Raw genomic sequence first — 26053 nt, forward strand, 5'->3', positions numbered from 1 at the left:
GGCAAAAAGGTCCTTTATATTTGCCTGATGAAGATAAGAAAAAACAAACATCAATAAGTTAAAGAAAGGATAAAAATGGAAATAAAATTTACCAAAATGCATGGATTAGGCAATGACTTCATTGTAATTGATGGAATCAACCAGGCTATTCGATTAAACCCTGAGCAGATTAAAATGCTCGCCAATCGTCACACTGGGATTGGCTTCGATCAATGCTTATTGATAGAAGCTAGCCAACAGGAAGGAATTGATTTCAATTATCGAATTTTTAACGCGAATGGACAAGAAGTAGGACAATGCGGTAATGGAGCACGATGCATAGCGCTTTTTGCTAAGTACTATGGTTTATCAATAAAAAATAAATTAACTGTAGCAACAAAAACTACTCTCATGGATTTAATCATTAATGAGGATAATAGCGTTAGCGTCAACATGGGGGTGCCAAAACTTGCCCCTCGTGATATCCCTCTACTTACCGACACGCAATCAGAACAATATTCGCTCAAGCTAGATAATGGCGATGCAGTTAGTCTTCATGCCATAAATGTAGGTAATCCTCATGCCGTTTTATTAGTAAATGACATAAAAACAATTCCAATAGATAGTGTAGGGCAGCAGATTAGTCTTCACCAACAATTTCCAGAACAAACTAACGTAGGATTTATGCAAGTCATTAATTCTGAAGAAATTAATTTACGCGTCTATGAAAGAGGCTGTGGTGAGACTATTGCTTGCGGCAGTGGAGCTGTTGCTGCAGCAGCAATTGGCCGCTTATTTTATAATCTTTCCAGGAAAGTCACTGTTCATTTATCAGGGGGAAATTTAACTATCGATTGGCCCGATTGCAATAATTCTATTGTACTAACCGGCCCTGCTGCCTTTGTTTATGAAGGAATATTACTTTCATAACAAAATTCACAAAATTAAAACAGCTATTGAATTTTTTCTTCAAACAGTTATTCTGAATCAATCCACTAGAGTGAAAATCCGGTTGTAAACATTCACAGCCTTATGTCAAGGAGGATCAAGTGGTTGTTTTGTGATCATTGCCTTTTGGTGGCACAAAAAAATAAAACCATTTTTACCTGACATTATAAAACTCAGCTCATGGAGCTGGCTGGAGAATTCTATGAGAAAAAATGAACTTTTAAATTTTGATTTATTAAAAATAGCCATCTTAAACAAAGATTATTTAGCCAGTATCAATAAAAACAAAGAAACTCAATATGATTTTATAAATACTCTTACTATCAACCAATTCACCTATCAACAGATACTTGAGCTGATGGCATCAGTGCAGGATACACAAGTCAAATCATTATTAATTATTTATCTATTAAGCCAAAAAGATTATTTGGACAGCTTAAAAGGAGAGTCATTTTTAGTTCAATTAGCAAAAAATGAAACACACACACCTTCTCGCCTTAATGCATTAGTACATCAATTAAATCAAAATTGTTTGACTTTAGATCATATAGAGCTTCTACAGCCCGAAGCATTAGCAACTCTACTTTGTTCTATCCCTCATTTTCACCATTTATCAGACAAGCAAGTCGAAAAAATACTACTCAAATACCCGAAACCTAATATGATTGCTTATTGGTTAAATCACTATGCCTCTAAACCTAATGCTCATTTTATCTTAGCCCATTTAATGAAATTAGTAGATGTTCATGTTGTTGAGGAACTTGGCAAGATGGATGCTTCAAAAAAGGAAACCATCATTACTAATATGCTTGAGCACCTTGAATTATTTAACCCAACACACCCTTTATTATTAAATCAAAATGAAGAAAAACGATTGATTTTTTCTATTCAACGCTATTTTTATGGCCATCATAATGAAAATTATGTTACCTACATAAACTTATTAGTTGATAAATTATTGAGCAATAATCGCCACTTTTCCGCTCACGCATTGCAGCTTCTTATTTCTTTAAATAATCTTGAAGAATTTAAGGATCTAAATAATAAAATTGCTTATCTAACTAATTACTACTTAAGGATCTCAGCACAATCTGGTGATATCAGTTTGTTTTATAATGACCTTCAAATTAATATTACAAGCATGACTCAACTGCTTCAATTATCTCCCCCACTTCCGCACAAGTCAAAAGAACAGAGCTTTTTAAGTAGTCTACTCTGCGGCATCAAAATTGGTGAAACTTCTATTGAAGTGCCAGAAAATGATATCCCTGAGCATCCTTTGATAAGCAAATTAATAAAAAATAGGCGGACAGTAAAATCTTTTGATTATTTTTTAATGCATTTTAAAGGGGAGGAGAAACAACTTTATAAAATAATTAATGATTATTTAAGTTATTACGTTCAAGAAGGAGGTACAGAGACTCATCGGCGTTCGATCTATCATTTAGTTGTGCTCATGTCTCTTAGTGACATATCAATATCTGTTAGGGAAACACTCTTTAAGGCTTTGTTAAATTATCCTGAGTTATTCGATGAACAAATCAGCTACTCTTTGTGTGTCTATGACGTTAAAAGAGTAATTAAACATTTCAGTAAACAAAAAGGAGAAAATAGCTATATTAAAATTATTGATTTATGTGATCTGGCTCTAAAAAAGTTAAATCCCAATAAGCACCAAGACATTATTAATATCGCAACAAAAACCCGAGAAGAAGCTAAGCTCGAATTAAGCTTTAGCAATACAGAAGGATTTTTTGCCCAATGGATTAAGCGATTGAAGCGATGCTGGTACTATGGTTGGACAGGATTTTTTTTACCAAAGCCCCCCACTTTTGTAGTAGCATTTGATAGTCTTGAAAAAGAAGATGTTAATGAAGAACCGCTTCTTCAGCAAAGGAAATACCTTACAGCTAATAAACCTGAAATCAATCTTTCTGCTCTACTTAAAACTATAAAATCCGACCACAATCAACAAAAACTAAACGAATTGATAGAAGCATTAAATGTATTTTCATTACAGACAAATCCCCCAAATGAATTTAAGATACGTACTAAGTTACATCACTTATTTCATGAGCTTTTACTGGAAAGCCAGAATGACCCAATACTAGATTCTTGGCTTATAAAAAACCAACAATTTTTAATTGCCAATCGTTTTCGCTTATTGGAAATGCAATTAATTAATGGCTGTCCAATTGGGGTGGAATCCTTGCTTAAGGAGTTTAATGAAGACTCCTCTCATTTTCATTCTATTAGTGATGAGTTTAATGACATCCTTCCTGAGCAAAATCCTTCTAATAGTGAATCAGCGTCATATAATAAAGCGACAGCGACAACCCTTTTAGGCACCGCAACTGAGTTTGCCACCAATTTAAAGAATACATTAGGCACTTGGGGTGGTTTTTTTACCAACAACTTAATACCATCTTTCTATCCCAAGCGCAATACCACTGCTTCACCAACTTCCCCAAGAGTTTCAGCTTAACTCCCCTTTCCGGCTGCCTGCAGCCGGTTCGCTGCAGTAAAATTTAAAAGCCTGATAGGGAAACACTCTATATTGACCTAATATGAGCAATACACCTACAATAAAAAAAATAAATTAAAATTCTGGTTAAATAATGGATGAAAGACGGCAATATTTTCGAATAAAAAATCACGGCGAAATTAAAGCCAGTTTATATGATACTTCGCTTGAAGTAGTCGAAATTTCGTCAAAAGGTGCATTAATAATTAAAAAACAAATTGACATCCCTACAGAAGGAATCATGCAATTACAAATCCATAGCTTTACAATGGAACTTAGTTATAAAGTGATTCGAATGGAAGAAGAAAAATGGGTTTTGCTTTTTAACAATGAAGAACAAATCGATAAGTTATTTACTGTTCTAAAGCGATTAAGAGACGAAAGAAAGAAAAAATGATCTTCCCCTCAAAGCTGCATATTAAATTATTTTTTAGCTTAAAAGCCCTTGGGCGCAAACAATGGTACCAGGTCAGCTCATTAGAGCTCTTGCATATAACCTGCATCTTTTGTATTGTTGCTTAGTTGCAAGCATTTCTCCAGTGCTCATTTGCTTCATGTAAACTCCGCTCCTCGAAACGTTGCGCCTCATACTGGTTATGCAAAAATTAGCTATAAAGAAAATCACCCTATATCGATTTTATTCACCTATAATCAACAGTGAGGTCCAATTAATTTTTATTTCACAAGGAGAGCAACATGAGTTGTTTCAATAAGGTGTTTATTGTGGGAGCAGCCATTGCATTATTAAGTAGTACAGCATTTTCAGCAAGCTGTCCTTCCATTGGTGGTTATCGCCTATCTTCACATAACCAAGACAATACTCGTTGCACCTATACTTCAAATGGTAAAGGTACGATTAGCATTCAAGGGCAGCGAGTAATTCACAATTGCCCAGGATTTATAGTTACAGATCCGAATTATCGTCGAGTTGGCAGTTGTCAAATGGTTTTGCGCGCAATCAATCCAATTCAGAATGGAGGTCAGCAGGGTGGAGTGTGCCAATGCACCATAGCCGCTCAATAAGATGAGAGCATTCATTGTCAATGCTAATGAATTGCAATTGCGAAACAGACAGATGCTAAATTTGTCTGACAACAGGACTACTTTCTGTAGTCCTGTCAAACAAGAACAAGACTGCCATTTTCGCACACTCCGTTCAATCCCCTCCAACTTGATTGGATCTCTATAAGTACATCTACCTCATTTGGTGATAAGGAGGATGCAGACAACCTATCTATTGTAGATAGACTTTATTTGCCACAACCCAAGATATACTCAATTTAACTAATTAAGAAAGCTTCCACCGTTTATGCATCCAATTCCACTGCTCGGGATGTTTTAAAATAATTCTTTCCAAAGCCTGATTATAGGCCAATGTATTGCGATATAGGGACTCTTGTGTTGTTTCATAATCTTTCCAAGGGATTGGCTCATGGAATTCCAAAACATGTTTACCACTTGGTAATCTATAACTTGCTGCTGGTATTACAGGAATACCCGTATGACGAGAGATTGTGGCAAGGCTTCTGTAGGTACCTGCTTTTTTTCCAAAAAACTCTACCGCTATCCCGTCCCTATTCACTAACGAAGCATGCTGATCGAGCACAAATATCACGGCATGATTTTTTTCTAAGGCAACACAAACTTGATCAAGTGAGTTTTTTTTGGGAATAACATTGAGACCAGCCTTATAGTAATTTTTGAATAAAATTCGCTCGATGAACTTAAATCGCAAAGTACGCCTGATGAAGTGAAATTGCCCTTTAAACTCCTTGAAATTTAATACACCACCAAAGGTGCGAATTCCCAATTCCCCAAATGTCCAGTAACAACTAAAACTCCTTTTTTTTGAGCAACAACTTGTAGCATTTTTTCATGACCAATGACTTCAACTCTATCGCGTAATTTTCTTTCATTTATAAACCTTAATTGCAGGGCTTCTTTTAGAGACGTAGCCAGATGTGAATAATATGATTTCATCAAATGCTTTTTTTGAGATTCACTAAGCTGATTATTATACACTTGATTAATATTTGAAAAGATTAACTGGCGCCTATAGGGTAGGAAACGATAAATAAATCGACCAGCCAAAGTAATTGGTAATGCTTCTATTTGTTGAGCTAATCTATTCACAAGGTTTTATCACCAAACAGGCATTCATGCTAGCAAACCCCCTATTGATCATCATAGCACAAGAGTTAGATTCTATAGGCTGATGCTCCCGATTAACCGATAGTCCTTCACACCCTGGCGCAATTTGTTGAAGATTGGCGATGCCTGGGGCACAGTGGGTCTCAAGGGCATAAGTAGTCAATACCGCATCCAAAATACCTGAAGCACATAGAGTATGTCCCATAGACCACTTGAATGCAGTCGCTGGAACCTTATATTGATTAAATACAGACTTAATAGCTTGAGCTTCGCTATCATCAGATTTGCTATTCCCATTTCCATGGGTGACTACCAATCCAATTTCCTCCGAATTTACTCCTGATTTTGCCAATGAGTATTCCATTAAGGCTGCCAAATGTTGGCCATCCTCCTCTATAGAAAATAACCCAGCCGCTTCACTGGCAGATAACCCACCAACTATTTCACCATAACAAGTAGCAGCACGTGCCTTAACACTAGCTTCGCTTTCCAATACCAACGCGGCTGCGCCTTCAGCAAGAATAGTACCGTCGTGTTCCTTATCGAAGGGTTTTAAGTGGCGATTACTCACTACTCCTAATTTTTCATAATAAAATAATGCTTGAGGTTCTGTACCTATATCATAGGCTACAACCACTGCACGCTCTGCCTGCCCGCTACGTATCGCATGATATGCTTCTAAAATCGCTTGTGTACCACCTACAGCATGGTTCGTGACATTATGATTTGGTCCTTTAAAACCGTAAGTGATACCAGTGTATGCGAGAACATTATTAGGTAAAATCCTTAATAACCACATGGGATGCACTTCATCAAACAATTGCTTTGCAAACTCCTGCATATTTCCCTGGGTTTTAGAAAGTAATGGTATAAAATCATATTGTTGAAAATATTTATTCCCAGGGGAGCCAACATAAACCCCTGTTTGCTCGTTAAACAACTCCATATTTGCAAGAGTATCCCTGTAAGCGATCATTTTGCTATGCTCTACTGCCTGCACTGCAGCATTGATTCCCATGACATCTTGGCGAGAAATCACTTTTATTAGTTTTTTATCGGGCAACATTTTAGCTGGTTGAAAATTTTTTATTTCCCCACCTAGTCGATGCGGCCACTGCGATAAATCCCAATAATTAATTTCATTAATTCCGGATCGTCCCTCAATAACAGCATTCCACGTTTCATCAGCAGTTGCCCCACAAGCAGTTAAAGCACCGCGACCGGTAATAAATACTTTATTAGCTTGGCTCATTTACTCGCCCCTTCAAATTCCGGATGCTTAAATAACAAGCAGCTATTGGAGCCACCAAAACCAAAAGAATTAGACAATACTACTCCTAAAGATTTTTCTCGGGCCCCCTCAATGACGTAATCTAAATCACATTCAGGATCAGGCGTCGATAGATTTGCTGTTTTAGGGATTAGTCCTTGTTCTATTGATTTCACAGACAACACAGCCTCTAGTGCACCAGCTGCAGCAATTAAATGTCCAGTTTGACTCTTGGTAGAACTGACAGGTAAATTAAGAGCTCTATCCCCGAAGACAAATTTGATGGCGTTTGTCTCGCTTAAGTCGTTCATTTTAGTTGAGGTACCATGTGCATTAATATAATCGACATCCCGCGACCGAACTCCTGCATCCAGAAGCGCTCTCTCAATAGCTTGGATAGCGCCATCGCCATTGGGGTGAGAATCTGTAATCCGATAAGAGCTTAAAGAATTCCCTTCCCCAGCTAATTCGGCATAAATTTTTGCCCCTCTTGCCTTTGCTTTACCCCATTCTTCAAGAATCAAAAAAGCAGCCCCTTCGCCTAAAACGAAACCATTTCGTGTTGCATCAAAAGGACGACTTGCTGTCTGGGGAGTATCATTATAAGTTGATAAAGCACCCAAAAGACAAAAACTCGATAGACCAAAGGGTTGATCATAGAATCAAATCCACCTGCCAGCATAAAATCAGCATCACCTCGACGAATAACTTGCATTGCCAACCTAGTGCCTGGCCACCTGAAGCACAGGCCGTATGAACTGATGAGGAATAGCCTGTAATCCCATATTGCTGAATCAATAAAGACAAGCCAGAATTTGAAGTGGTTTTGCCAAAATCAGCTAGTTTATAAAAATCCCTAGCTTGAGCATGCAGCTTTCCCCAATCAATGTCCCCATCTACTGCACAAGTTTGCTGAAAGCGCTGCAAATATTCGAACTCAGCTGTCATCATTCCACTGCCGGTTACGACACCCCAACGTGAAGAGGTCTGTTCAGTGGGTAGTATGGCTGCATCTTCAAAAGCTTGGCGCGCTGCTTCAAGTGCAAAATGTGTAAATGGCATCACAAACCGAGTATGCTTACCGGACAAAGAAACGCCTGGTGAAAAATTCTTCACTTCAGATGCAATATACGTAGGAAAAGCACTGGCATCAAATTGTTTAATTATATCTATTCCAGAATACCCAGCAATTAAATTTTTCCAGGTAGTAGGTACATCATTTCCTAAGGGTGACACAGCCCCTAAACCTGTAATTGCTACTCGTCGCTTCATAATCTCAGTTACCTTTTGGGATAAGCACTATGTCGACAACACAAACCCTCTTGCCATCAACCTCAGATTTATATGTCAATATCAATTCTTTTTCGGTTTGTTGCTTTACTTTGGCATGGCAAACAATAATGTCTCCAGGTTGGACAAACCCGCTCATTTTAATTTTACGTAATTCACTAACCTGATATGCTTTATCATACTTTGCCCTAGCAATAAATTCCTTTGCCAGGTTCAATTTACACTCTAAAAGTACTGTCAGTGGCAAAACAGGCTTATAAGGAAAATGGTCAGGAAAATAAGGAGCCGCACGTGTTATTCTTTTTTCAGCAACCAAGCTTACGCCACACTCGCACGCAAGAATCCTATCAAATTGCATAGAGAAATTAACTGGCTTGCCATTAGAAGAAATCTCTTCATTTAGAAAATCCAGACCGTAAGCGGAAATAGAAGACCAATCTCCGGGGCGATAAATTTCTGCAAACTGTCGCTTAATCTCATCTGAACTAATAAAATCAGCCATGGGCAATAAAGGCCTAGGGCCCCTTCGATAGTAAAAACAAGCTCATTATCTACCCGAGCTGTGCTATGATATTGCACTGCTTTTTCGTCAAGCGAATCGATGTAAGACTCGAGTAGCAAGGTTTCGCCAACATAAGCAGGACGGTATAGCCGTGCACTTGCTACTACTCCAGCTACAGGTCTTAAAGTAAATTCATTATGCTGCATCACATTCCATGCTGCTAACTGCCCTAATGTTTCACCAATCAAAGAAGGTATGAAACAAGACCTACCCTGTTCGTCGCATGTCAGATAAGTATCGTCTTGTGTAACATGCTTTATCCCCTTAACCCATTCACCAGGAGATAATTGCACAATGCGATCAACAAATAAAAACCTCATTAGGCTATAACTTCCGCTGTTTGCTGTTGATCTATCGCTGAAACCACTAGCTTGCAGAAGGTTTCAACTGTGAATAGCATAGGGATTTCATTAACTTTCATACTAGATTTAAATCGTGCTGCAGGTACTTCACTTAAATAATTTTTCAAAGCGTCTAAACCTGAGGCTGTTAAAACACCGCCCTTTTCAAATTCATCTTCAGCTAAATCACCACGTGCATTTTTTTCTAGTTGACCTCTTGGGATTTTAATTTTAAATTCTTTTTCTAATTGAAAAACCAAATCCAAGAAATCAATGGATTCTGCACCCAAATCCTCAATTAAACTGCTGCTTAAAGAAATTTCTTCTTCATCAACTACCAATACATCAGCAATAATTTCCCTGACTTTAGGGTAAACTTCAGCTACATTCATATTTTATCCTCAGAACTACCAAGCTCATAAAGCATAAAATTATATCACAAAAATTACTTTAATCACCTACTAACCAACCTGACTATAACCAGCATCAACATATAAGGTATGAGCGTTAATCATGGCGGCTTCCGGCAAGCAAAGTAAGTAAATAGCATTCGCTACATCTTCAGGTGTTAATGGCCTATCTGCCAAAGCATGAGCCTGGTACTCATCTAATAATTGTTCTCTGTTAGGAAAATGTTTCAAAGCATCGGTATCCACTACTCCAGCCGACACGGTATTGACAGTAATGCCATAACTGGCTAATTCAAGGCTTAGTGAGCGCACTAAAGCCTCCAATGCTGCTTTAGATGCCCCGATAAAGGCATAATTAGGAATAGCTCTTGATGCACCAAGACTAGATAATGCAATCACTCTACTGCTTTTGGGCATCAACGATAGTCCTTCAGCAACCAAATGATTTAATGCCAAGGCATTAGTTTCCAAACACCACCGCCAATGTTTAGTCGACATTTTTAAGGCCGGTTTAAGCACGCCACTCGCAGCATTACTTACCAAAAAATTTAAATGATCAAAGTGTTCCCTAAATTGAGCAAACATTTCCTTGACAGATAGATGATCAGCGACATTTGCTTGTATCGCAATGGCTTTTCTGCCTAAATCATTTATTTCGCTAACCAAGCTATTCGCTTCATCCGAACTATTATAATAAACAATGGCGACATCACAACCGGCATGAGCTAATTTTAATGCAGTTGCTTTACCTATTCCACGAGCCCCACCTGTTATCAATGCCACTTTTCCTGAAAATTTTAATGACCTCATGCGATAATCTCATGTATAAAATGGCATCAAACTACCTATAATCTGTTGTGCTGTCAATATTAATATATTTTATCTTGTTTCTACCTCTCTAACTTTGTACCATCTGCACACCATATATTTTAAATTTGTGATGAATGAAATACTCCTGGAATAAAACTGTTATACCTATTGCAGCGATATTTTCCTTTCGCCTTTTGGGATTGTTTTTACTTATACCTGTCTTTACTCTCTATGCTGGGCATCTTATTGGATCCACACCTGCATTAATTGGGCTTGCCTTGGGAAGTTATGGATTAGCACAGGGATTACTTCAAATTCCATTTGGTGTTTTATCAGACAAAATAGGTAGAAAGCCAATGATCGCGATTGGATTAGCTCTATTCGCAGTTGGAAGCCTGTTTGGAGCGATCACCAATTCAATTTACGGAATGATATTTGCCAGAACTCTACAAGGTACCGGGGCGATAGGAAGTGTATTGATTGCTCTTTTAGCAGACTTAACTCCAGATGAGCAACGCACAAAAGCAATGGCTGTAATCGGCATAACAATCGGGACCTCTTTTAGTCTAGCTATGATCATAGGACCCGCTCTAACCCATTACCAAGGATTGTCAGGAGTTTTCTATCTTACAACCTTATTAGCTGCATTAGGAATTGTACTTCTTTATCTGGTTATTCCTGATCCATTAAAAGAGCAATTCCATACTGATAGCGAGGCCAGCGTCTCTTTAATTAAAGCAGTAATTTGCGATTTTCATTTACAACGCCTCAATTTGGGAATTTTTTGCCAACATTATATTCTTACAGCTACTTTTTATGCTATGCCGATGCTCTTAAAATACCATATTGAACAAGGGCATTTAAATCAGCAATGGCATTTTTATTTGCCATTAATGTTACTATCATTTGCATTAATGGTGCCTTTTATAATTATTTCTGAAAGAAAAAAGCGTTTAAAATCTGTATTTATTATATCCATCTTACTTGTTGTCCTAGCCCAGGGCTTGTTAGTATCCACTTCTCAAAACTGGTATTATTTGTGCTTCCTTATGTTTATCTACTTTATTTCTTTTAATATATTAGAAGCAACATTACCTTCTTTAGTATCAAAACAAGCTAATCCTAAAAATAAAGGGACGGCAATGGGTATCTATTCTACCAGTCAATTTTTAGGGATTTTTTTTGGTGGTGCATTAGCTGGAATTTTATATCAATGGCATAGCCACCAAGCAATTTTTCTTATAAATATGATCGTAGCTTCTATATGGTTCATAATTTCTCTTGGAATGACACCTCATGTTTATTTTTCTACTTTAATTTTGAGTTATTCACCAACGAAACAACAACCCAATTTAATTATTAAAAAACTTCTTGATCTTAAAGGAGTGCAGGAAGTTGCCTGCTCAGAAGACGAACATGTCTTCTACATTCGAGTAGATAATGAACAATACATTACTGGAAGTGCTGAAAAAATTATCCATTAATTAGGGCTATTTCTTCAGAAATGGCTTTCACATTCCTAATGCTCATATAAACATAACTTGCATTTACTCTATCTTCTTATTAAAGCTGCTACGAAATAACTTTTAAATTAGGTATAATATCCAACTAACTTTCGCATACAGGAGACCGTTTAGATGGCAAGAGGAATAAATAAAGTCATATTAGTTGGTAACGTTGGATCAGATCCCGATATTCGCTATCTCCCTAACGGAAATGCCGTTACCACACTTTCCGTTGCTACCAGTGAAACATGGAAAGACAAAACTACTGGTGAGAAGCAAGATAGAACTGAGTGGCACCGCGTTGTCTGCTTTAATCGCTTAGGTGAGATAGCTGGTGAATACATTCGTAAAGGTTCTAAACTTTATGTTGAAGGAAGCTTAAGGACTAGAAAATGGCAGGATCAACAAGGTCAAGATAGATATACAACCGAAATCATAGCATCAGATATTCAAATGCTGGATAGCAAAGGTAGTAGTGTGACAGGTTATGAAGACATACCACAAATTCAAACATCAGCTAATTCTCAGTCAAGTTCAGCAAAACACTCACCCACACAAGCTGCACAGGATGCATTTGACGAACTGGATGATGATATCCCATTTTAATTGATTAGAACAAATGACTGTCATTGAATTTATCATTAGAATGCCTTATTTGAGATTCATTTGCATAAATAACTAGACTCAATTAACGGCATTCCGCCAAAATTTACGTTATAGATTTTGGGTGGTTATAAAATTAAAAAACCCGCATACTGCGGGTTTTTTATAAGAATATATTAATTATTCATCAGAATCACTAACAACAGGTCGGTCCAACAATTCAACTATTGCCATAGGTGCATTATCGCCGTCTCTATAACCACATTTGATAATGCGAATATAGCCACCTGGACGCTTTGCAAAACGAGGACCTAAATCAGTAAACAATTTACCGACTGCGGATTTAGAACGTAGAATATCAAATGCATGTCGACGTGATGCTACTGAATCAGTTTTACTAACTGTAATTAATGGCTCGATATATCGACGTAAATCTTTTGCCTTAGGCAAAGTTGTCTTAATCAATTCATGCTCAATCAAAGAACAACACATGTTAGAAAACATGGCCTTACGATGGCTACTTGTACGGCTAAAACTACGGCCGAATTTCGGTGACGCATAACAAAGACTCCTAAATATTACTCGCCAAGGTTAGCTGGCGGCCAATTTTCAAGTTTCATTCCAAGCGATAATGAACGTGACGCTAAAACATCCTTAATTTCGGTTAATGATTTTTTCCCAAGGTTAGGAGTTTTTAATAATTCACTTTCAGTTCTTTGAACTAAATCGCCTATGTAATGAATATTCTCAGCTTTTAAACAATTTGCTGATCGGACGGTTAATTCTAAATCATCTACAGAACGTAATAAAATAGGATCAAAATCATTACGTTCCTTATTGTCAACACGTGATTCTTCAAACTTCATGTCAACAAACGCATGAAGCTGTCTTTGCAAAATAGTAGCTGATATTCTTATTGCTTCCTCTGCATCAATAGTTCCATTAGTTTCCAACTCAATAGTTAGCTTATCCAAATCTGTTCTATTCTCAACACGAGCACTATCAACAAAATAAGCTACCTTTTTAACGGGAGAAAAACTATTATCAATTTTTAATCTGCCAACAGTTTTTCTTTCAATTTCGTCTTCATGATGCCGAATGAACGTATCTGTGTTATGAAACCCAATCCCTCTTTCTACTTTAAGGGTCATATTTAACTTACCCTTTTCATTTAAATTAGCAATGACAAGATCTGGGTTAATAATTTCCTGACCATGAGTCAGCTGAATATCACCTGCTGTTATTTGGCATGGCCCCTCTTTACTAATAGTAACTTGAGTCTCGTTTCCAACGGTTAGTTTAATTGCTACCGACTTAAGATTAAGTAATAAGTCAACAACATCTTCCTGCACACCCTCAATAGTGCTGTATTCATGTAGAACACCATCAATTGAGGCTTCAGTAATAGCACTTCCAGGCATGGATGACAATAAAATTCGTCGTAAAGCATTGCCGAGGGTGTGACCAAAACCTCGCTCCAAAGGCTCAAGAACGATTCTAGCTTTATAAGGTGATTCAGCTTGTACCTTAAGAACCTTGGGCGTCAACATTTCATTGATTTCAGTATACATTCAGCTATCTCTCCGAGCTTACTTAGAGTAAAGTTCTACAACAAGGTTTACGTTGTAGTCTGAAGATAAATCAGTTAACGTTGGAGCTGAAGAAAATGTACCTTTAAAAGAGGTAGTATCAACAGCAATCCACTCACATGGTGCTCTTTGTTCAGATAAAGCTAATGCAGCCTGGATACGTCCTTGGCCTTTAGCTTTTTGTCGAACTGATATCACATCCCCTGGACTAACCAAGTAAGAAGGAACGTTAACCACTTTATCATTTATAAGTATTGCCTTATGGGTAACAAGTTGTCTAGCTTCAGCGCGTGTACTAGCAAATCCCATACGGTAAACAACATTATCAAGACGTCTTTCTAAAAGCGCCATTAGGTTTTCACCTGTTGAGCCCTTTTGTCTTGCAGCTTTTTTATAATAATTACGGAACTGCTTTTCAAGAATTCCATATAATCTTCTGATTTTTTGCTTCTCTCTGAGCTGAATTCCATAGCTATTTAAACGCGGTTTCTTATCACCATGTTGTCCAGGCAATTTTTCTGATTTGCATTTGGACTTATGATCACGAACGCCACTTTTTAGTAATAAATCACAACCTTCTCGACGTGATAGCTTACATTTAGGACCAAGATATCTAGCCATTAATTACTCCTGAGTCTTATACACGACGTTTTTTAGGCGGCTTACAACCATTATGTGGTATGCCGGTAACATCAGTAATTTCAACAATTTTGAAATCCTGGGTTATTAATTCACGAATAGTGGACTCTCTACCAGGACCAGGACCATGAACAAATACTGCAACAGATTTCATTCCAAATTCTTTAGCAACAGCAGCAGCTCGTTCAGTTGCAACTTGTGCAGCATAGGGAGTACTCTTTCTGGAACCTCTAAATCCGGAGCCACCAGAAGTCGCCCAGCACAGAGCATTACCTTGTCTATCAGTAAAAGTAACTATAGTATTATTAAAAGAGGCATGTACGTGTACTATACCATCAGATACTACACGCTTTACCTTTTTTCGTGTTTTTTGCTGCTTTGACTTTGTTATTGCCATCTTCTATTTTCCTACATGAAAAATCAACTACTAGTGCCTTTTCTACGGCCTTTTCTGGTACGAGCATTAGTTTTCGTACGCTGCCCTCGTAAAGGTAATCCTCTTCTATGCCTTAAACCCCTGTAACAACCCAAATCCATAAGTCTTTTTATATTCATTGTAACTACACGACGAAGATCACCTTCTACAGTAATTTTTGCAATTTCTGTTCTCAGCGCCTCAAGTTGAGCATCTGTTAGTTGAGAAACTTTTGTAGAAGGTTCTATATCAACTGTTTTGCATAATTTTAATGATGTTGTTTTACCAATACCATAAATTGCTGTTAAAGCGATCACTACATGTTTGTGATCAGGTATGTTAACTCCCGCAATACGAGCCATTAATATCTCCGAACGTTATTTTGTTCTGTCGAAAGGGACAGAAGAATACTATTTTAATAAAATAAAATCAAGCAGATGTATTAATATTAACCTTGCTTTTGTTTATGTCTGGCATCCTTACAAATTACTCGTATAGTGCCACTTCTTTTAATTATTTTGCAATTGCGACAAATTCGCTTCACTGATGCTCTTACTTTCATTCCAAACTCCAAATAAAATCATAGTAGACCAGGTAATTTAGTACCTTTAAAATTAGCCTTTTTTAATAAAGAATCATATTGCTGGGTCATTAAATGAGCTTGCACTTGAGCCACAAAATCCATAATAACAACAACTATAATCAGCAATGACGTTCCACCAAAATAAAACGGAACATGCCAGGTAAACATTAAAATTTGTGGCAACAAACAAACTAGAACCAGATATAGCGCGCCTACAAGGGTTAAGCGAGTCATTACTGAATCTATATATTTTGTTGTTTGCTCCCCTGGTCTAATTCCAGGGATATACGCTCCTGATTTTTTTAAATTATCTGCTGTATCTTTTGGATTAAAAACCAATGCAGCATAAAAGAAAGCAAAGAACAATATTGCCACTGCATAAACAATCAAATATAAAGGTTGTCCAGGCGATAAAGCCATTCCAATATCAGATAACCAGCTTAGGCCCTTAGTTTGTGAAAAAAACTGCGCCAAAGTTGCTGGCAATAAAATAATACTAGACGCAAATATTGGTGGTATAACACCAGACATATTTATTTTTAAAGGCAAATGGCTTGTTTGTGCAGCATATACCTTTCTGCCTTGAGTTCTTTGTGCATAATTAACGCGGATTCGCCTTTGAGCTCGCTCCATAAATACAACAAAACCTGTAACAACCACTACCACTACAGCAATTACCACTAAAGTCAGAGCTTGCATCTGGCCTTCTTTAACTTGTTGAAGGACAGATCCAATCGCATTGGGCATACTAGAAACAATTCCCGAAAAAATAATTAATGAAATACCATTACCAACACCTTTTTCAGTAATTTGCTCTCCTAGCCACATAAGAAACATGGTACCTGTGACTAAAGTAACAACCGCTGTAAAATAAAATATAAAATCAGGTTGTAGTGCAATTTGCTGGCTAGCTAACCACCTTGCCATACCCATAGATTGAAATATAGATAGTAGCAAGGTTAAATATCTGGTGTATTGATTTATTTTCCTGCGACCAGATTCACCTTCCTTCTTGAGCTGTTCCAATTTTGGAGATACTGCAGAGAATAATTGGATTATAATTGACGCAGAAATATAAGGCATTATACCAATAGCGAAGACAGTCACCCGCGACAATGCTCCACCAGAAAACATATTAAATAAACCAAATATTGTATTTTGTTGTTCACTAAAAAAATTAGCTAATTTAGTAGGATCCAAACCTGGAACAGGAATATGAGCTCCTAATCTATACACTAAAATACCTAGTACAACAAATAATAATCTTGATTTCAATTCAGCCAATCCCCCACGTGATTGGCTTGCATTATGTTTTTGGTTTTTCATAGTCACTCTTCTATACTGCCACCTAAACCTTCAATAGCTAGACGAGCACCTTTCGTGACTCTCAAACCTTTAAGTTTAATAGCTGATGTTAGCTCACCTGATAAAATAACTTTTACCTCTTTAATTGCGTTATTAATAAGTCCAGCTTTACGTAAGACACTCAAATCAATCACGTCATCTTTTAATTTTGCAAGTTCACCTAATGTTATTTGATCAATTGTACGGCCAACTCTAGACTTGAAACCCATTTTCGGCAAGCGCCTTTGAATAGGCATTTGCCCGCCTTCAAAATTAATTTTGTGATATCCGCCAGCACGTGATTTTTGACCTTTATGACCTTTACCACATGTTTTTCCTAGGCCAGACCCAATTCCTCTTCCTACACGTCTTCTAGATGGTCTGGAACCTGGATCAGGTGATAGTGAATTTAGATTCATTATGCACTCTCCTCAACTGACAACAGGTAATTAATTGCATTAACAAGTCCACGGATTGCGGGGGTATCATTATGCACAACACTGGAATTAGTTTTACCCAATCCGAGTTGTTTGACTATAGCAGTGTGCTTTGGTTTTCTACCTATTGTACTTTTAACCAATGTAATTTTAATTTTTTTTCCCATAATTAGCCTGCCATCACTTCTTCTACTGTTTTTCCACGTTTGGCTGCCACATAGTCCGGAGTGCCAATGTGTGTTAGTGCACCAATAGTTGCTCGTACAATATTACTAGGATTAGTTGAACCAATACTTTTCGCTAGAATATTTTGTACACCTAGAACTTCCAATACTGCACGCATAGCACCACCAGCAATAATCCCAGTACCTTCACTAGCAGGCTTCATAAATACTTTAGATGCACCATAGTTCCATGTAATTTCGTGGAATATTGTAGTACCTGAAAGAGGAATATAAACCATATTTTTTTTGGCTTGATCCATTGCTTTTTGAATTGCTATTGGAACTTCTCTTGCTTTTCCTCTACCAAAACCAACTTTACCCTTTCCGTCACCTACAACCACTAGAACTGCAAATCCAAAAACCCGTCCACCTTTAACAACTTTTGCGGTACGAGTTACCGATACCAATTTTTCTTGGTATCCATCTGACTTGGGTAATTCATCGAATGACATAATCGTTCCTTAAAAATCTAATCCGGCTTCGCGTGCACCATCTGCTAGTGCTTTCACTCTGCCATGATATTTATAACCAGCTCGATCAAATGCAACCTGAGTAATACCTTCTGCTTTAGCTCGCTTACCCAATAATTGACCAACTAAATTAGCTTGTTCAATTTTGTTTTTTCCAGATAGGTTGCCTTTAAGTTCTTTATCAAGGGTGGAAGATGCTACTAGTACAACATCACCTTGTTGACCTGCTTTCACAATTTGTGAATAAATATGCATACCACTTCTATAAACAACTAACCTTGACCGTCCTGACTTACGTATCAAAGCTTTAGTTTTTAAACCACGTCTGTTTCGTGCGCATTGCTTATTCATAGTTTACACCCTATTTTTTCTTCGCTTCTTTTCGAGCAATTTGCTCTCCAGCCTTCCTAACACCTTTTCCTTTATATGGTTCAGGTGGACGAAACGCTCTAATTTCGGAAGCTGCTTGCCCAAGCCTTTGTTTATCTGCCCCTTTCAGCAAAATTGATGTATTACTGGGAGTCTCAGCAATAACACCTTCAGGCAAATCATATTCAATAGAGTGTGAATATCCAAGCGATAAACTAAGTGATTTACCTTTAGATTGTGCTCTATATCCTACGCCAATCAACTCCAAGGGTAATGTAAACCCTTCAGTTACACCATGAACCATATTTTGCACCAGGGCTCTAGCTGTTCCAGCTTGAGCCCAAGCTGTAGGCTCATTAGATGCAGGAGAAAACATTATCTTATTTGATTCTTTACTATGTTCAATATTAACCAATCGATTTATTTTTTGAGTTAATATTCCCTTTGGCCCTTTTACTGTTACCACTCCACCAGAAAATGTTACCTCAACATTTGGGGAATGAACTACTGGGGCTTTTGCTACTCTAGACATATCATTCCTCGCAAGTATTAAGCCACTTCACAAATGACTTCGCCACCAACACCTTTTAGTTTTGCTGATATATGGGTCATTATGCCTTTAGATGTAGAAAGAATTGCCACACCAAATCCAGGAATTGAAGTTAAATCTCTATAGGATTTATAAACCCTCAAGCCTGGTCGACTAATTCTTCTTATAAATTCTATAACAGGTCTTCCATGATAATATTTTAATTTTAAAGTTATAGATTTTAATCCATTCGATAATGTATCAACGAAATAATCATCGATATACCCTTCTTCCTTCAAAACCCTTGCTATCTCTTCTTTTAATTTAGAAGACACTAATGTTACTTGCTGATGCTTAGCTTGTTGCCCATTTCTTATTCTAGTTAGCATATCAGCAATTGGATCATGCATACTCACAATTTTTCTCCAATTAAATAGGTTACCAGCTTGATTTTCTACCACCAGGTATATTTCCAACCATAAGCTGTTGTCTTAAGCAAATTCTGCAAAGATTAAATTTACGATAAACTGCGTGTGGTCTTCCACATTGCTTGCATCGAGTAACATAACGAACAGGATTAGAATTAACTGGTAACTTTGCTAATTTAGCCTGACATTCCATTATAACCTGGAAATCATTAGATGATTTAATTAATCGTTTCAACTCGCTTCTACGTTCTCTATGTTTTTTTACCAGTTTTGCACGCTTTAACTCTCGCATCAGCATCGATTTTTTAGCCACAATTTCACCCTTTTATTTTCTATCTTTATCTTTCAGTGGGAGATTAAATGCTTCTAATAAAGCTTTAGCCTCTTCATTGGTTTTAGCACTTGTAGTGATACAAATATCTAATCCTCGGATTCCATCTGTTTTATCATAATCAATTTCTGGAAACACAATTTGCTCATGTATTCCCATACTATAGTTGCCAGTGCCATCAAACGATTTTGGATTTAATCCACGAAAATCCCTTACTCGAGGCAATGTAATAGATATTAATCGATCCAAGAATTCAAACATTCGCTCTCTTCTTAATGTAACCTTGCACCCGATTGGCCATCCTTCTCTGATTTTAAAACCTGCTATAGATTTTCTTGCTTTAGTAACAACTGGTTTTTGGCCGGAGATAAGAGTCATGTCTTCAACAGCATGATTCATTACTTTTTTGTCTCCCACGGCTTCACCAACACCCATATTAAGTGTTATTTTGAGAATTTTAGGAACTTCCATTACACTTGAATAGTTGAACCGTTTCATCATCATAGGGACGACATCTTTTCTATAAAATTCTTTAAGTCTCGCCATTTCAATCACCTAACTTATACACGGTCAATTATTTCATTGTTAGATTTAAAGTATCTAACTTTTTTTCTTATACCGTTATTCTCAAGATATTTAAAACCTATTTTATCAGCCTTTTTAGTAATAGGGTTGTAGTGAGCTACATTTGAAACATGTATTGGAGCTTCACGCTTAATAATTCCACCTTTATGTTCAGGCTTTTGCGGATTAGGTTTGACATGCTTTGTAATCAGATTTCCACCTTCTACAACTACAGTCTCATCAACTACTCTTAAAACTTTGCCTATATGACCTTTACTTTTACCGGCAATAATTATTACTTCATCGCCTGATTTAATACGTTTCATATCTAATCCTTCTCACAAAACCTCTGCAGCTAAAGAAATTATTTTCATAAATCTCTCTCGTAGCTCGCGAGTCACTGGGCCAAATATGCGTGTGCCTATTGGCTCATTTTGGTTATTTAAAAGAACTGCTGCATTATCATCAAATCGGATCAGAGAACCATCATCTCTTCTTACACCTTGTGAGGTTCTTACAACAACTGCTCTCATTACAGCGCCTTTTTTTACCTTGCTTCTTGGTATAGCATCTTTAACACTGACTTTAATTACATCACCTACACGGGCATACCGTCTGTGTGATCCACCAAGAACTTTAATACACATTACCTTGCGTGCTCCGCTATTATCAGCAACTTCGAGCACTGTCTGCATTTGGATCATTTTTTTCTCCAGCTCTAATTTCGACCAGAAAAAGGTTGCTGATTATATCAGGCCTTTTAGGGTTTTAAAAGTCTAACAATATAATTACTAGGAAATTACTTCGACTAATACCCAACTTTTCGTTTTAGAGAGTGGTCGTGACTCACGGATTTTTACAATATTACCAATTTGGCAAATTTGATTTTCATCATGCGCGTGCAACTTTGTTCTTCGCTTCATAATTTTTCCGTATTTAGGATGTTTCACTGTTCGCTCAATCATCACTACTATAGTTTTATCCATTTTGTCACTGACTACTTTTCCAATCATTGTTCTGGCATTTGATTCACTATTAGTAGACATTTCACTTACCTGCCTTTTCAGTCAAGATTGTTTTTACTTTTGCCACTGACTTACGCACCATAGTAATGAGATGTGTTTTATCTAGTGAGCCACTCGCTTTTTTCATTCGTAAATTAAATTGCTCTTTACGTAATGAAAGCAATTCATTTTGCAATTCTTCTATCGACATATTGCGCAATTCATCTATTTTTTTCATTACATTACCGTCCGTTCTTCAAACATCACTTTGAATGGAAGTTTTGCTTTAGCAAGATTAAATGCTTCCATAGCAAGCTCTCTACTAACCCCCTCCATTTCAAATAAAACTTTGCCTGGTTGTATTTGTGCAACCCAATACTCAACGCTTCCTTTACCTTTACCTTGTCTCACCTCAAGTGGTTTTTGTGTAATAGGTTTGTCAGGAAATACTCTAATCCAAATTTTACCGCCACGTTTTATATGTCTCGTCATAGCTCTACGTGCTGCTTCTATTTGTCTAGCAGTTAGGCGGCCACGCTCTATTGCTTTCAAACCAAATTCACCAAAACTAATTTTGCTCCCTCTAAGAGCTAAGCCTCTGTTACGGCCCTTCATTTGTTTTCGGTACTTGGTACGCTTTGGTTGTAACATAATTCTTAATCCTCACTCACTGGGCGCTTTCTGTCGATCTTTTCTTTTGCGGGAGAATCTCACCCTTAAAGATCCAGACTTTTACACCAATAATTCCGTAGGTAGTCTTAGATTCAGCAGTACCATAATCAATGTCAGCTCTAAATGTATGTAATGGTACTCGTCCTTCTCTATACCATTCACTCCTAGCAATTTCAGCACCACCTAATCTTCCACTTACACAAATTTTGATCCCTTTGGCTCCTGCTTTAAGAGCAGACGTTACGGCTCTTTTCATTGCTCGTCGGAACATTACTCTTTGTTCTAACTGTTGAGCAATTCCTTCAGCAACCAAAGTAGCATCTAACTCAGGTTTTTTTACTTCCTCTATATTTAAATGAACTGGGACACCTAAATTATCTGAAATTTCTTTGCGTAGAGTCTCAATGCCCCCACCTTTTTTACCAATAATAACTCCGGGTCTTGCTGTCAGTATAGTTACAACCGCATTATTCGCAGGTCTCTCTATAAGAATTTTACTGACTGCAGCTGCCATCAATTTCTTTTTTAAGTCATTCCTTAGTTTTATATCCTGAATTAAAAATTCAGCATACCGTTTCCCTGCGAACCACTTGGAGTTCCAATCTTTAATAATTCCAAGGCGTATACCTATTGGGTTAACTTTTTGTCCCATTGCTATTCCTCGTCAGATACTTTAATAGTAATATGGCAGGTACGTTTACAAATTCTATTTGCTCTACCCTTAGCTCTGGGACTAATACGTTTTAAAGTTGTTGCTTCATCAACGCATACCATACCTACTTTTAGATCATCAATATCAGCTCCATTATTGTTTTCAGCATTTGCAATCGCTGACTCCAATAACTTAAGCATTAATTTAGCACCCTTCTTTGGCGTAAACTTGAGAACATCAAGTGCACCAGATACTTTCATATTTCGTATCATATCGGCTACTAATCTACCCTTTTGTGCGGATAAAGGAGCGTCTTTTAACTTAGCTGTTACTTCCATCATATCCTCTTACTTGCCTTTAGCCTTTCTGTCTCCAGAATGGCCCTTGAACGTACGAGTCATGGCAAACTCACCTAATTTATGACCGACCATATTATCTGTTATAAATACAGGAACATGATCTTTACCATTATGAACCGCTATCGTTAAATCAATCATTTCTGGAATGATTGTAGAACGTCTAGACCACGTTTTAATTGGTTTCTTAGATTTTGATTCGATCGCAGCTTCTACTTTGCTGATCAAATGATGGTCAATAAATGGACCTTTTCTAATAGAACGAGCCACTTGATATCCTCTTAATTAATTATTTCTTCTTACGCCTTCTGACAATAAAGGTGTCAGTTCGCTTATTACTTCTAGTTTTATATCCCTTAGTAGGTACACCCCAAGGAGAAACTGGATGTCGACCACCTGAAGTTCGCCCTTCACCACCACCATGTGGATGGTCAACGGGGTTCATAGCAACGCCTCGAACAGTAGGCCTAATCCCTCTCCATCTTTTTGCACCAGCTTTACCTAAAGATCTTAAGTTATGTTCGCTATTGCTTACTTCTCCAATTACCGCGCGACATAAAACATGTATTTTACGCATTTCTCCAGACCTAAGTCTTAATGTTGCATAAATACCTTCTTTAGCTACGATTTGTCCACTGCATCCAGCACTTCTAAGCATTTGAGCTCCTTTACCGGGCTTCATTTCTACACAGTGGATTGTTGTACCAACAGGTATATTCTTAAGTGGTAAGCAATTGCCCACGCTGATTGGTGAATCAGCACCGCTTAAAACAGTAGCTCCAACTTCTAAATTAGCAGGAGCAATTATATATCGCTTTTCGCCATCTTGATATGATATTAAAGCAATCAAAGCAGTTCTATTGGGGTCGTATTCCAACCGTTCTACCCGACCTAATATTCCGTCCTTATTGCGCTTAAAATCAATAATTCGATATTTTTGTCGTTGTCCACCGCCAATATGTCTAACAGTGATTCTACCCTGATTGTTTCTTCCACCTGTCTTCTTTAGTTTTTCAACCAATGAGGCATGTGGCTTTCCTTTATGTATCTTATGATGTACAACTCGTATTTCACCTCGTTTACCAGGCGAAGTCGGTTTGGATTTTAATAATGCCATCTTTACCTGCCTTATTCAGTAACTGTAAAGTTAATATCTTGATCAGCGTGAAGCGTGACAAAAGCTTTTTTCCAGTCACTGCGCTTTCCACTAGTTTGTTTAAAGCGCTTTGATTTACCCCTCACATTGACAACAGATACATTTTTAACTTTAACATTAAAAATATGCTCTACAGCCGATTTAATTTCTGTTTTAGTCGCATTTTTCAGTACTTTGAAAGTGAACTGTTTAAACTTATCGGCTAAGACAGTTGCTTTTTCAGAAGTATGTGGTTCACGTAGAACCATCATCAATCTCTCAGCGTTCATTGTAACTGTTCCTCAATTTTTTTAATTGCATCTTCTGTAATAACAACTTTTTCAAATCGTAATAAAGAAACAGGATCTATAGTTGTAGCATCACAGATATCATATTCAATTAGGTTTCTTGAACCAAGATATTCGTTCTCACCTACTTCACTCATGATGATCAGTGCATTATTAATATTTAACTGATTCATCTTATTGAGAAAATCTTTAGTTTTGTGGCTCTCACATTGGAAGTCACTAACAATAACTAAGTTGTCAGTACGACAAAGTTCGGAGATTATACTACGTAATGCACGTTTGTACATTTTTTTATTAATCTTTTGTGAATAATCTCTTTTTTTAGAAGCAAATGTGACCCCACCGCTCCTCCATATTGGGCTACGAATAGTACCTGCTCTTGCGCGCCCCGTCCCCTTTTGATTCCATGGCTTTTTTCCACCTCCACTTACTTCTGAACGCGTTTTTTGTGCACTATTACCGCTTCGTGCATTATTCATAAAAGCAACAACTGCTTGATGAATCAAGCCCTCGTTATAAGCATAAGCAAAAACAGCTTCGTTTAGTTTTACTTTTGATTTTGTATCTATTGTAGTAATTTCCATCACTCACCTCTTGCTTGCTTTTTAACTGCAGGCTTTATTTCTACTCTTGCACCAGGGGCTCCAGGAATAGCTCCCTTGATGAGTAATAAATTTCTTTCAGAATCTACTTGTACTAATTCAAGACTTTGAATAGTACATCGAACATTACCCATGTGACCGGCCATTTTTTTGCCTTTAAAGACACGACCTGGAGTCTGATTTTGACCTATAGAACCTGGAACTCGATGTGATCTTGAATTACCATGCGATGCATCTTGAGTTCTAAAATTATGTCTTTTTACAGTTCCTGCAAAACCTTTACCTTTGGTTAAGCCTGACACATCCACATATTGGCCAGCAGTAAACACCTCGGCCACAGATATAGTTTGACCAAGTGTAAATGCCTCCTCTGAATCCACGCGAAATTCAACCTGCATATCACCTGCATCAATTTGTGCTTTAGCAAAATGACCAGCTATAGATTTATTCACTTTACTGGATTTTTTTGTTCCACCAGTTAATTGAACAGCTGAATAGCCATCATTTGTTGCAGTTTTTACTTGAGAAACACGATTTGGCTGAACTTCAACAACAGACACAGGCACTGAAACTCCTTCTGGTGTGAAGACACGCGTCATACCGATCTTGCGGCCTAATAAACCGATCATCATTGTAACACCTCTTTAATATCCTTTGCCTTAATAATTAATCATCAAGGCTTATCTGAACATCAACCCCGGCAGCCAAATCCAATTTCATTAATGCATCTACAGTTTTTTCAGTTGGATGAACAATAACGACCAGGCGTTTATGAGTACGTAATTCATATTGATCTCTCGCATCTTTGTTTACATGCGGCGAAGTCAATACAGTAAATTTCTCTTTTCGAATAGGCAAAGGAATTGGCCCACGGATTTGTGCGCCTGTCCTCTTTGCTGTATCAACAATTTCTCGAGTTGATAGATCAATCAACCGATGATCAAAGGATTTTAATCTTATTTTAATATTTTGATTGCTACTCATTTTTCTTACTCGATTATTTTAGCGA

Annotated in this window: 38 protein-coding genes and 3 pseudogenes; 6 read left to right on the plus strand and 35 right to left on the minus strand. The window is 37.4% G+C overall.

Translation table 11 applies throughout. The annotated features are described in order from the left end of the window. Nucleotides 1-75: 75 nt before the first annotated feature. The 4 genes from dapF (at nt 76) to OK13_RS09575 (ending at nt 4474) form a co-directional block, all read left to right on the plus strand. Nucleotides 76-909, plus strand: coding sequence for a diaminopimelate epimerase (gene dapF / locus OK13_RS09560; protein WP_035890518.1), 834 nt, complete (start codon nt 76-78; stop codon nt 907-909). Between the two features lie 220 nt (nt 910-1129). Further along, entirely contained in the window at nt 1130-3412 is a 2283-nt protein-coding gene (locus tag OK13_RS09565; RefSeq protein ID WP_277619293.1) for a type IV secretion protein Dot, read from the plus strand. 133 nt (nt 3413-3545) lie between these two features. Further along, nucleotides 3546-3848: a PilZ domain-containing protein gene (locus OK13_RS09570; protein WP_035890519.1), complete on the plus strand. Its 303-nt coding sequence runs from the start codon at nt 3546-3548 to the stop codon at nt 3846-3848. Nucleotides 3849-4147: 299 nt separating this feature from the next. Next, complete coding sequence (locus tag OK13_RS09575) at nt 4148-4474, plus strand: hypothetical protein (protein ID WP_035890520.1); 327 nt, start codon at nt 4148-4150, stop codon at nt 4472-4474. A gap of 265 nt (nt 4475-4739) precedes the next feature. Here the strand turns inward: OK13_RS09575 and OK13_RS09580 are convergent. The 7 genes and pseudogenes from OK13_RS09580 to fabL all read right to left on the minus strand — a co-directional run bounded on the left by OK13_RS09580 (nt 4740) and on the right by fabL (nt 10285). Then, a pseudogene (locus OK13_RS09580) lies at nt 4740-5584 on the minus strand (lysophospholipid acyltransferase family protein). Next, entirely contained in the window at nt 5577-6854 is a 1278-nt protein-coding gene (locus OK13_RS09585) for a beta-ketoacyl-[acyl-carrier-protein] synthase family protein (RefSeq protein ID WP_035890522.1), read from the minus strand. Before OK13_RS09585 ends, OK13_RS09580 begins: the two are co-directional and overlap by 8 nt. After that, a complete protein-coding gene (locus OK13_RS15365) occupies nt 6851-7396 on the minus strand; it encodes a beta-ketoacyl-[acyl-carrier-protein] synthase family protein (RefSeq protein WP_241480502.1) in 546 nt (181 codons plus the stop codon). The genes OK13_RS09585 and OK13_RS15365 overlap by 4 nt, the downstream gene beginning before the upstream one ends. Before the next feature lie 45 nt (nt 7397-7441). Next, nucleotides 7442-8144 (minus strand): annotated as a pseudogene (locus tag OK13_RS15370) (beta-ketoacyl-[acyl-carrier-protein] synthase family protein); the annotation flags it as partial. Nucleotides 8145-8148: 4 nt separating this feature from the next. Further along, nucleotides 8149-9044 (minus strand): annotated as a pseudogene (locus OK13_RS09595) (3-hydroxyacyl-ACP dehydratase FabZ family protein). Next, on the minus strand, nt 9044-9457 hold the full coding sequence (locus OK13_RS09600) for an acyl carrier protein (protein WP_035890524.1): 414 nt from the start codon (nt 9455-9457) through the stop codon (nt 9044-9046). Before OK13_RS09600 ends, OK13_RS09595 begins: the two are co-directional and overlap by 1 nt. Before the next feature lie 69 nt (nt 9458-9526). After that, on the minus strand, nt 9527-10285 hold the full coding sequence (fabL, locus tag OK13_RS09605) for an enoyl-[acyl-carrier-protein] reductase FabL (RefSeq protein ID WP_035890525.1): 759 nt from the start codon (nt 10283-10285) through the stop codon (nt 9527-9529). A gap of 134 nt (nt 10286-10419) precedes the next feature. Here fabL and OK13_RS09610 point away from each other — a divergent pair, with 134 nt between their 5' ends. Further along, entirely contained in the window at nt 10420-11769 is a 1350-nt protein-coding gene (locus OK13_RS09610) for an MFS transporter (protein ID WP_035890527.1), read from the plus strand. A 153-nt stretch (nt 11770-11922) separates the two neighbouring features. After that, nucleotides 11923-12396 (plus strand): single-stranded DNA-binding protein, encoded by a 474-nt coding sequence (gene ssb, locus OK13_RS09615; RefSeq protein WP_035890529.1) that lies wholly within the window; start codon nt 11923-11925, stop codon nt 12394-12396. A 177-nt stretch (nt 12397-12573) separates the two neighbouring features. On the opposite strand, the gene rplQ is transcribed toward ssb, so the two are convergent. The 28 genes from rplQ to rpsJ form a co-directional block, all read right to left on the minus strand. Further along, nucleotides 12574-12897: a 50S ribosomal protein L17 gene (rplQ, locus tag OK13_RS09620; RefSeq protein WP_152571654.1), complete on the minus strand. Its 324-nt coding sequence runs from the start codon at nt 12895-12897 to the stop codon at nt 12574-12576. Nucleotides 12898-12971: 74 nt separating this feature from the next. Beyond that, nucleotides 12972-13964 (minus strand): DNA-directed RNA polymerase subunit alpha, encoded by a 993-nt coding sequence (locus tag OK13_RS09625; protein ID WP_035890532.1) that lies wholly within the window; start codon nt 13962-13964, stop codon nt 12972-12974. 18 nt (nt 13965-13982) lie between these two features. After that, the gene (gene rpsD / locus OK13_RS09630) at nt 13983-14603 is read right to left on the minus strand and encodes a 30S ribosomal protein S4 (protein WP_035890533.1); all 621 of its coding nucleotides are present in this window, start codon (nt 14601-14603) and stop codon (nt 13983-13985) included. A gap of 16 nt (nt 14604-14619) precedes the next feature. Beyond that, a complete protein-coding gene (gene rpsK / locus OK13_RS09635; RefSeq protein ID WP_035890534.1) occupies nt 14620-15018 on the minus strand; it encodes a 30S ribosomal protein S11 in 399 nt (132 codons plus the stop codon). Nucleotides 15019-15041: 23 nt separating this feature from the next. Beyond that, entirely contained in the window at nt 15042-15398 is a 357-nt protein-coding gene (rpsM, locus tag OK13_RS09640; protein ID WP_035890535.1) for a 30S ribosomal protein S13, read from the minus strand. Nucleotides 15399-15484: 86 nt separating this feature from the next. Beyond that, the gene (gene rpmJ / locus OK13_RS14205) at nt 15485-15598 is read right to left on the minus strand and encodes a 50S ribosomal protein L36 (RefSeq protein ID WP_010946099.1); all 114 of its coding nucleotides are present in this window, start codon (nt 15596-15598) and stop codon (nt 15485-15487) included. Nucleotides 15599-15616: 18 nt separating this feature from the next. After that, nucleotides 15617-16945 (minus strand): preprotein translocase subunit SecY, encoded by a 1329-nt coding sequence (secY, locus tag OK13_RS09645; RefSeq protein ID WP_035890536.1) that lies wholly within the window; start codon nt 16943-16945, stop codon nt 15617-15619. A gap of 2 nt (nt 16946-16947) precedes the next feature. Continuing rightward, on the minus strand, nt 16948-17382 hold the full coding sequence (rplO, locus tag OK13_RS09650) for a 50S ribosomal protein L15 (RefSeq protein WP_035890537.1): 435 nt from the start codon (nt 17380-17382) through the stop codon (nt 16948-16950). Beyond that, nucleotides 17382-17567 (minus strand): 50S ribosomal protein L30, encoded by a 186-nt coding sequence (rpmD, locus tag OK13_RS09655; RefSeq protein WP_035890539.1) that lies wholly within the window; start codon nt 17565-17567, stop codon nt 17382-17384. Before rpmD ends, rplO begins: the two co-directional genes overlap by 1 nt. 2 nt (nt 17568-17569) lie before the next feature. Beyond that, nucleotides 17570-18076 (minus strand): 30S ribosomal protein S5, encoded by a 507-nt coding sequence (gene rpsE / locus OK13_RS09660; RefSeq protein ID WP_010946095.1) that lies wholly within the window; start codon nt 18074-18076, stop codon nt 17570-17572. A gap of 9 nt (nt 18077-18085) precedes the next feature. Beyond that, nucleotides 18086-18445 carry a 50S ribosomal protein L18 gene (rplR, locus tag OK13_RS09665; protein WP_035890541.1) on the minus strand — a complete coding sequence of 120 codons (360 nt, stop codon included), beginning with the start codon at nt 18443-18445 and terminating at the stop codon, nt 18086-18088. A 10-nt stretch (nt 18446-18455) separates the two neighbouring features. Continuing rightward, nucleotides 18456-18995, minus strand: a complete 540-nt coding sequence (gene rplF / locus OK13_RS09670) for a 50S ribosomal protein L6 (RefSeq protein WP_035890542.1) — start codon at nt 18993-18995, stop codon at nt 18456-18458. A 17-nt stretch (nt 18996-19012) separates the two neighbouring features. Then, nucleotides 19013-19402 (minus strand): 30S ribosomal protein S8, encoded by a 390-nt coding sequence (gene rpsH / locus OK13_RS09675; RefSeq protein WP_206538899.1) that lies wholly within the window; start codon nt 19400-19402, stop codon nt 19013-19015. Between the two features lie 28 nt (nt 19403-19430). Then, nucleotides 19431-19733: a 30S ribosomal protein S14 gene (gene rpsN, locus OK13_RS09680; RefSeq protein ID WP_035890545.1), complete on the minus strand. Its 303-nt coding sequence runs from the start codon at nt 19731-19733 to the stop codon at nt 19431-19433. Nucleotides 19734-19745: 12 nt separating this feature from the next. Beyond that, on the minus strand, nt 19746-20297 hold the full coding sequence (rplE, locus tag OK13_RS09685; RefSeq protein ID WP_035890546.1) for a 50S ribosomal protein L5: 552 nt from the start codon (nt 20295-20297) through the stop codon (nt 19746-19748). Nucleotides 20298-20311: 14 nt separating this feature from the next. Next, nucleotides 20312-20641 carry a 50S ribosomal protein L24 gene (gene rplX / locus OK13_RS09690; RefSeq protein ID WP_035890547.1) on the minus strand — a complete coding sequence of 110 codons (330 nt, stop codon included), beginning with the start codon at nt 20639-20641 and terminating at the stop codon, nt 20312-20314. A gap of 12 nt (nt 20642-20653) precedes the next feature. Continuing rightward, complete coding sequence (rplN, locus tag OK13_RS09695) at nt 20654-21019, minus strand: 50S ribosomal protein L14 (RefSeq protein WP_035890549.1); 366 nt, start codon at nt 21017-21019, stop codon at nt 20654-20656. 87 nt (nt 21020-21106) lie between these two features. Next, a complete protein-coding gene (rpsQ, locus tag OK13_RS09700) occupies nt 21107-21361 on the minus strand; it encodes a 30S ribosomal protein S17 (RefSeq protein WP_035890551.1) in 255 nt (84 codons plus the stop codon). A 1-nt stretch (nt 21362) separates the two neighbouring features. Then, nucleotides 21363-21557: a 50S ribosomal protein L29 gene (rpmC, locus tag OK13_RS09705; RefSeq protein WP_035890552.1), complete on the minus strand. Its 195-nt coding sequence runs from the start codon at nt 21555-21557 to the stop codon at nt 21363-21365. Then, nucleotides 21557-21970: a 50S ribosomal protein L16 gene (gene rplP / locus OK13_RS09710; RefSeq protein WP_035890553.1), complete on the minus strand. Its 414-nt coding sequence runs from the start codon at nt 21968-21970 to the stop codon at nt 21557-21559. The genes rpmC and rplP overlap by 1 nt, the downstream gene beginning before the upstream one ends. Nucleotides 21971-21986: 16 nt before the next feature. Then, nucleotides 21987-22643, minus strand: a complete 657-nt coding sequence (rpsC, locus tag OK13_RS09715) for a 30S ribosomal protein S3 (protein WP_010946084.1) — start codon at nt 22641-22643, stop codon at nt 21987-21989. A 2-nt stretch (nt 22644-22645) separates the two neighbouring features. Next, on the minus strand, nt 22646-22981 hold the full coding sequence (gene rplV / locus OK13_RS09720) for a 50S ribosomal protein L22 (protein ID WP_035890564.1): 336 nt from the start codon (nt 22979-22981) through the stop codon (nt 22646-22648). Nucleotides 22982-22990: 9 nt separating this feature from the next. Then, nucleotides 22991-23269, minus strand: coding sequence for a 30S ribosomal protein S19 (rpsS, locus tag OK13_RS09725; protein WP_035890555.1), 279 nt, complete (start codon nt 23267-23269; stop codon nt 22991-22993). 19 nt (nt 23270-23288) lie between these two features. Then, on the minus strand, nt 23289-24116 hold the full coding sequence (rplB, locus tag OK13_RS09730) for a 50S ribosomal protein L2 (protein WP_035890556.1): 828 nt from the start codon (nt 24114-24116) through the stop codon (nt 23289-23291). 11 nt (nt 24117-24127) lie between these two features. Then, the gene (rplW, locus tag OK13_RS09735) at nt 24128-24424 is read right to left on the minus strand and encodes a 50S ribosomal protein L23 (protein ID WP_035890557.1); all 297 of its coding nucleotides are present in this window, start codon (nt 24422-24424) and stop codon (nt 24128-24130) included. Then, a complete protein-coding gene (gene rplD / locus OK13_RS09740) occupies nt 24421-25026 on the minus strand; it encodes a 50S ribosomal protein L4 (RefSeq protein ID WP_035890559.1) in 606 nt (201 codons plus the stop codon). Before rplD ends, rplW begins: the two co-directional genes overlap by 4 nt. Further along, nucleotides 25026-25676, minus strand: coding sequence for a 50S ribosomal protein L3 (rplC, locus tag OK13_RS09745; protein WP_052117649.1), 651 nt, complete (start codon nt 25674-25676; stop codon nt 25026-25028). Before rplC ends, rplD begins: the two co-directional genes overlap by 1 nt. Before the next feature lie 34 nt (nt 25677-25710). Next, entirely contained in the window at nt 25711-26028 is a 318-nt protein-coding gene (gene rpsJ, locus OK13_RS09750; protein ID WP_010946077.1) for a 30S ribosomal protein S10, read from the minus strand. Nucleotides 26029-26053 lie beyond the last annotated feature (25 nt).

Origin of the sequence: Legionella norrlandica (assembly GCF_000770585.1) — a bacterium.
GTDB classification, from domain to species: domain Bacteria; phylum Pseudomonadota; class Gammaproteobacteria; order Legionellales; family Legionellaceae; genus Legionella; species Legionella norrlandica.

Excerpts from the sequence above, each read along its gene's own strand:
- dapF (WP_035890518.1), top strand. The coding sequence starts at position 76 with ATGGAAATAAAATTTACCAAAATGCATGGATTAGGCAATGACTTCATT.
- OK13_RS09565 (WP_277619293.1), top strand. The coding sequence starts at position 1,130 with ATGAGAAAAAATGAACTTTTAAATTTTGATTTATTAAAAATAGCCATC.
- OK13_RS09570 (WP_035890519.1), top strand. The coding sequence starts at position 3,546 with ATGGATGAAAGACGGCAATATTTTCGAATAAAAAATCACGGCGAAATT.
- OK13_RS09575 (WP_035890520.1), top strand. The coding sequence starts at position 4,148 with ATGAGTTGTTTCAATAAGGTGTTTATTGTGGGAGCAGCCATTGCATTA.
- OK13_RS09585 (WP_035890522.1), bottom strand. The coding sequence starts at position 6,854 with ATGAGCCAAGCTAATAAAGTATTTATTACCGGTCGCGGTGCTTTAACT.
- OK13_RS09600 (WP_035890524.1), bottom strand. The coding sequence starts at position 9,457 with ATGAATGTAGCTGAAGTTTACCCTAAAGTCAGGGAAATTATTGCTGAT.
- fabL (WP_035890525.1), bottom strand. The coding sequence starts at position 10,285 with ATGAGGTCATTAAAATTTTCAGGAAAAGTGGCATTGATAACAGGTGGG.
- OK13_RS09610 (WP_035890527.1), top strand. The coding sequence starts at position 10,420 with ATGAAATACTCCTGGAATAAAACTGTTATACCTATTGCAGCGATATTT.
- ssb (WP_035890529.1), top strand. The coding sequence starts at position 11,923 with ATGGCAAGAGGAATAAATAAAGTCATATTAGTTGGTAACGTTGGATCA.
- rplQ (WP_152571654.1), bottom strand. The coding sequence starts at position 12,897 with ATGTTTTCTAACATGTGTTGTTCTTTGATTGAGCATGAATTGATTAAG.
- OK13_RS09625 (WP_035890532.1), bottom strand. The coding sequence starts at position 13,964 with ATGTATACTGAAATCAATGAAATGTTGACGCCCAAGGTTCTTAAGGTA.
- rpsD (WP_035890533.1), bottom strand. The coding sequence starts at position 14,603 with ATGGCTAGATATCTTGGTCCTAAATGTAAGCTATCACGTCGAGAAGGT.
- rpsK (WP_035890534.1), bottom strand. The coding sequence starts at position 15,018 with ATGGCAATAACAAAGTCAAAGCAGCAAAAAACACGAAAAAAGGTAAAG.
- rpsM (WP_035890535.1), bottom strand. The coding sequence starts at position 15,398 with ATGGCTCGTATTGCGGGAGTTAACATACCTGATCACAAACATGTAGTG.
- rpmJ (WP_010946099.1), bottom strand. The coding sequence starts at position 15,598 with ATGAAAGTAAGAGCATCAGTGAAGCGAATTTGTCGCAATTGCAAAATA.
- secY (WP_035890536.1), bottom strand. The coding sequence starts at position 16,945 with ATGAAAAACCAAAAACATAATGCAAGCCAATCACGTGGGGGATTGGCT.
- rplO (WP_035890537.1), bottom strand. The coding sequence starts at position 17,382 with ATGAATCTAAATTCACTATCACCTGATCCAGGTTCCAGACCATCTAGA.
- rpmD (WP_035890539.1), bottom strand. The coding sequence starts at position 17,567 with ATGGGAAAAAAAATTAAAATTACATTGGTTAAAAGTACAATAGGTAGA.
- rpsE (WP_010946095.1), bottom strand. The coding sequence starts at position 18,076 with ATGTCATTCGATGAATTACCCAAGTCAGATGGATACCAAGAAAAATTG.
- rplR (WP_035890541.1), bottom strand. The coding sequence starts at position 18,445 with ATGAATAAGCAATGCGCACGAAACAGACGTGGTTTAAAAACTAAAGCT.
- rplF (WP_035890542.1), bottom strand. The coding sequence starts at position 18,995 with ATGTCTAGAGTAGCAAAAGCCCCAGTAGTTCATTCCCCAAATGTTGAG.
- rpsH (WP_206538899.1), bottom strand. The coding sequence starts at position 19,402 with ATGCATGATCCAATTGCTGATATGCTAACTAGAATAAGAAATGGGCAA.
- rplE (WP_035890546.1), bottom strand. The coding sequence starts at position 20,297 with ATGGCGAGACTTAAAGAATTTTATAGAAAAGATGTCGTCCCTATGATG.
- rplX (WP_035890547.1), bottom strand. The coding sequence starts at position 20,641 with ATGAAACGTATTAAATCAGGCGATGAAGTAATAATTATTGCCGGTAAA.
- rplN (WP_035890549.1), bottom strand. The coding sequence starts at position 21,019 with ATGATCCAAATGCAGACAGTGCTCGAAGTTGCTGATAATAGCGGAGCA.
- rpsQ (WP_035890551.1), bottom strand. The coding sequence starts at position 21,361 with ATGTCTACTAATAGTGAATCAAATGCCAGAACAATGATTGGAAAAGTA.
- rpmC (WP_035890552.1), bottom strand. The coding sequence starts at position 21,557 with ATGAAAAAAATAGATGAATTGCGCAATATGTCGATAGAAGAATTGCAA.
- rplP (WP_035890553.1), bottom strand. The coding sequence starts at position 21,970 with ATGTTACAACCAAAGCGTACCAAGTACCGAAAACAAATGAAGGGCCGT.
- rpsC (WP_010946084.1), bottom strand. The coding sequence starts at position 22,643 with ATGGGACAAAAAGTTAACCCAATAGGTATACGCCTTGGAATTATTAAA.
- rplV (WP_035890564.1), bottom strand. The coding sequence starts at position 22,981 with ATGGAAGTAACAGCTAAGTTAAAAGACGCTCCTTTATCCGCACAAAAG.
- rplB (WP_035890556.1), bottom strand. The coding sequence starts at position 24,116 with ATGGCATTATTAAAATCCAAACCGACTTCGCCTGGTAAACGAGGTGAA.
- rplW (WP_035890557.1), bottom strand. The coding sequence starts at position 24,424 with ATGAACGCTGAGAGATTGATGATGGTTCTACGTGAACCACATACTTCT.
- rplD (WP_035890559.1), bottom strand. The coding sequence starts at position 25,026 with ATGGAAATTACTACAATAGATACAAAATCAAAAGTAAAACTAAACGAA.
- rplC (WP_052117649.1), bottom strand. The coding sequence starts at position 25,676 with ATGATGATCGGTTTATTAGGCCGCAAGATCGGTATGACGCGTGTCTTC.
- rpsJ (WP_010946077.1), bottom strand. The coding sequence starts at position 26,028 with ATGAGTAGCAATCAAAATATTAAAATAAGATTAAAATCCTTTGATCAT.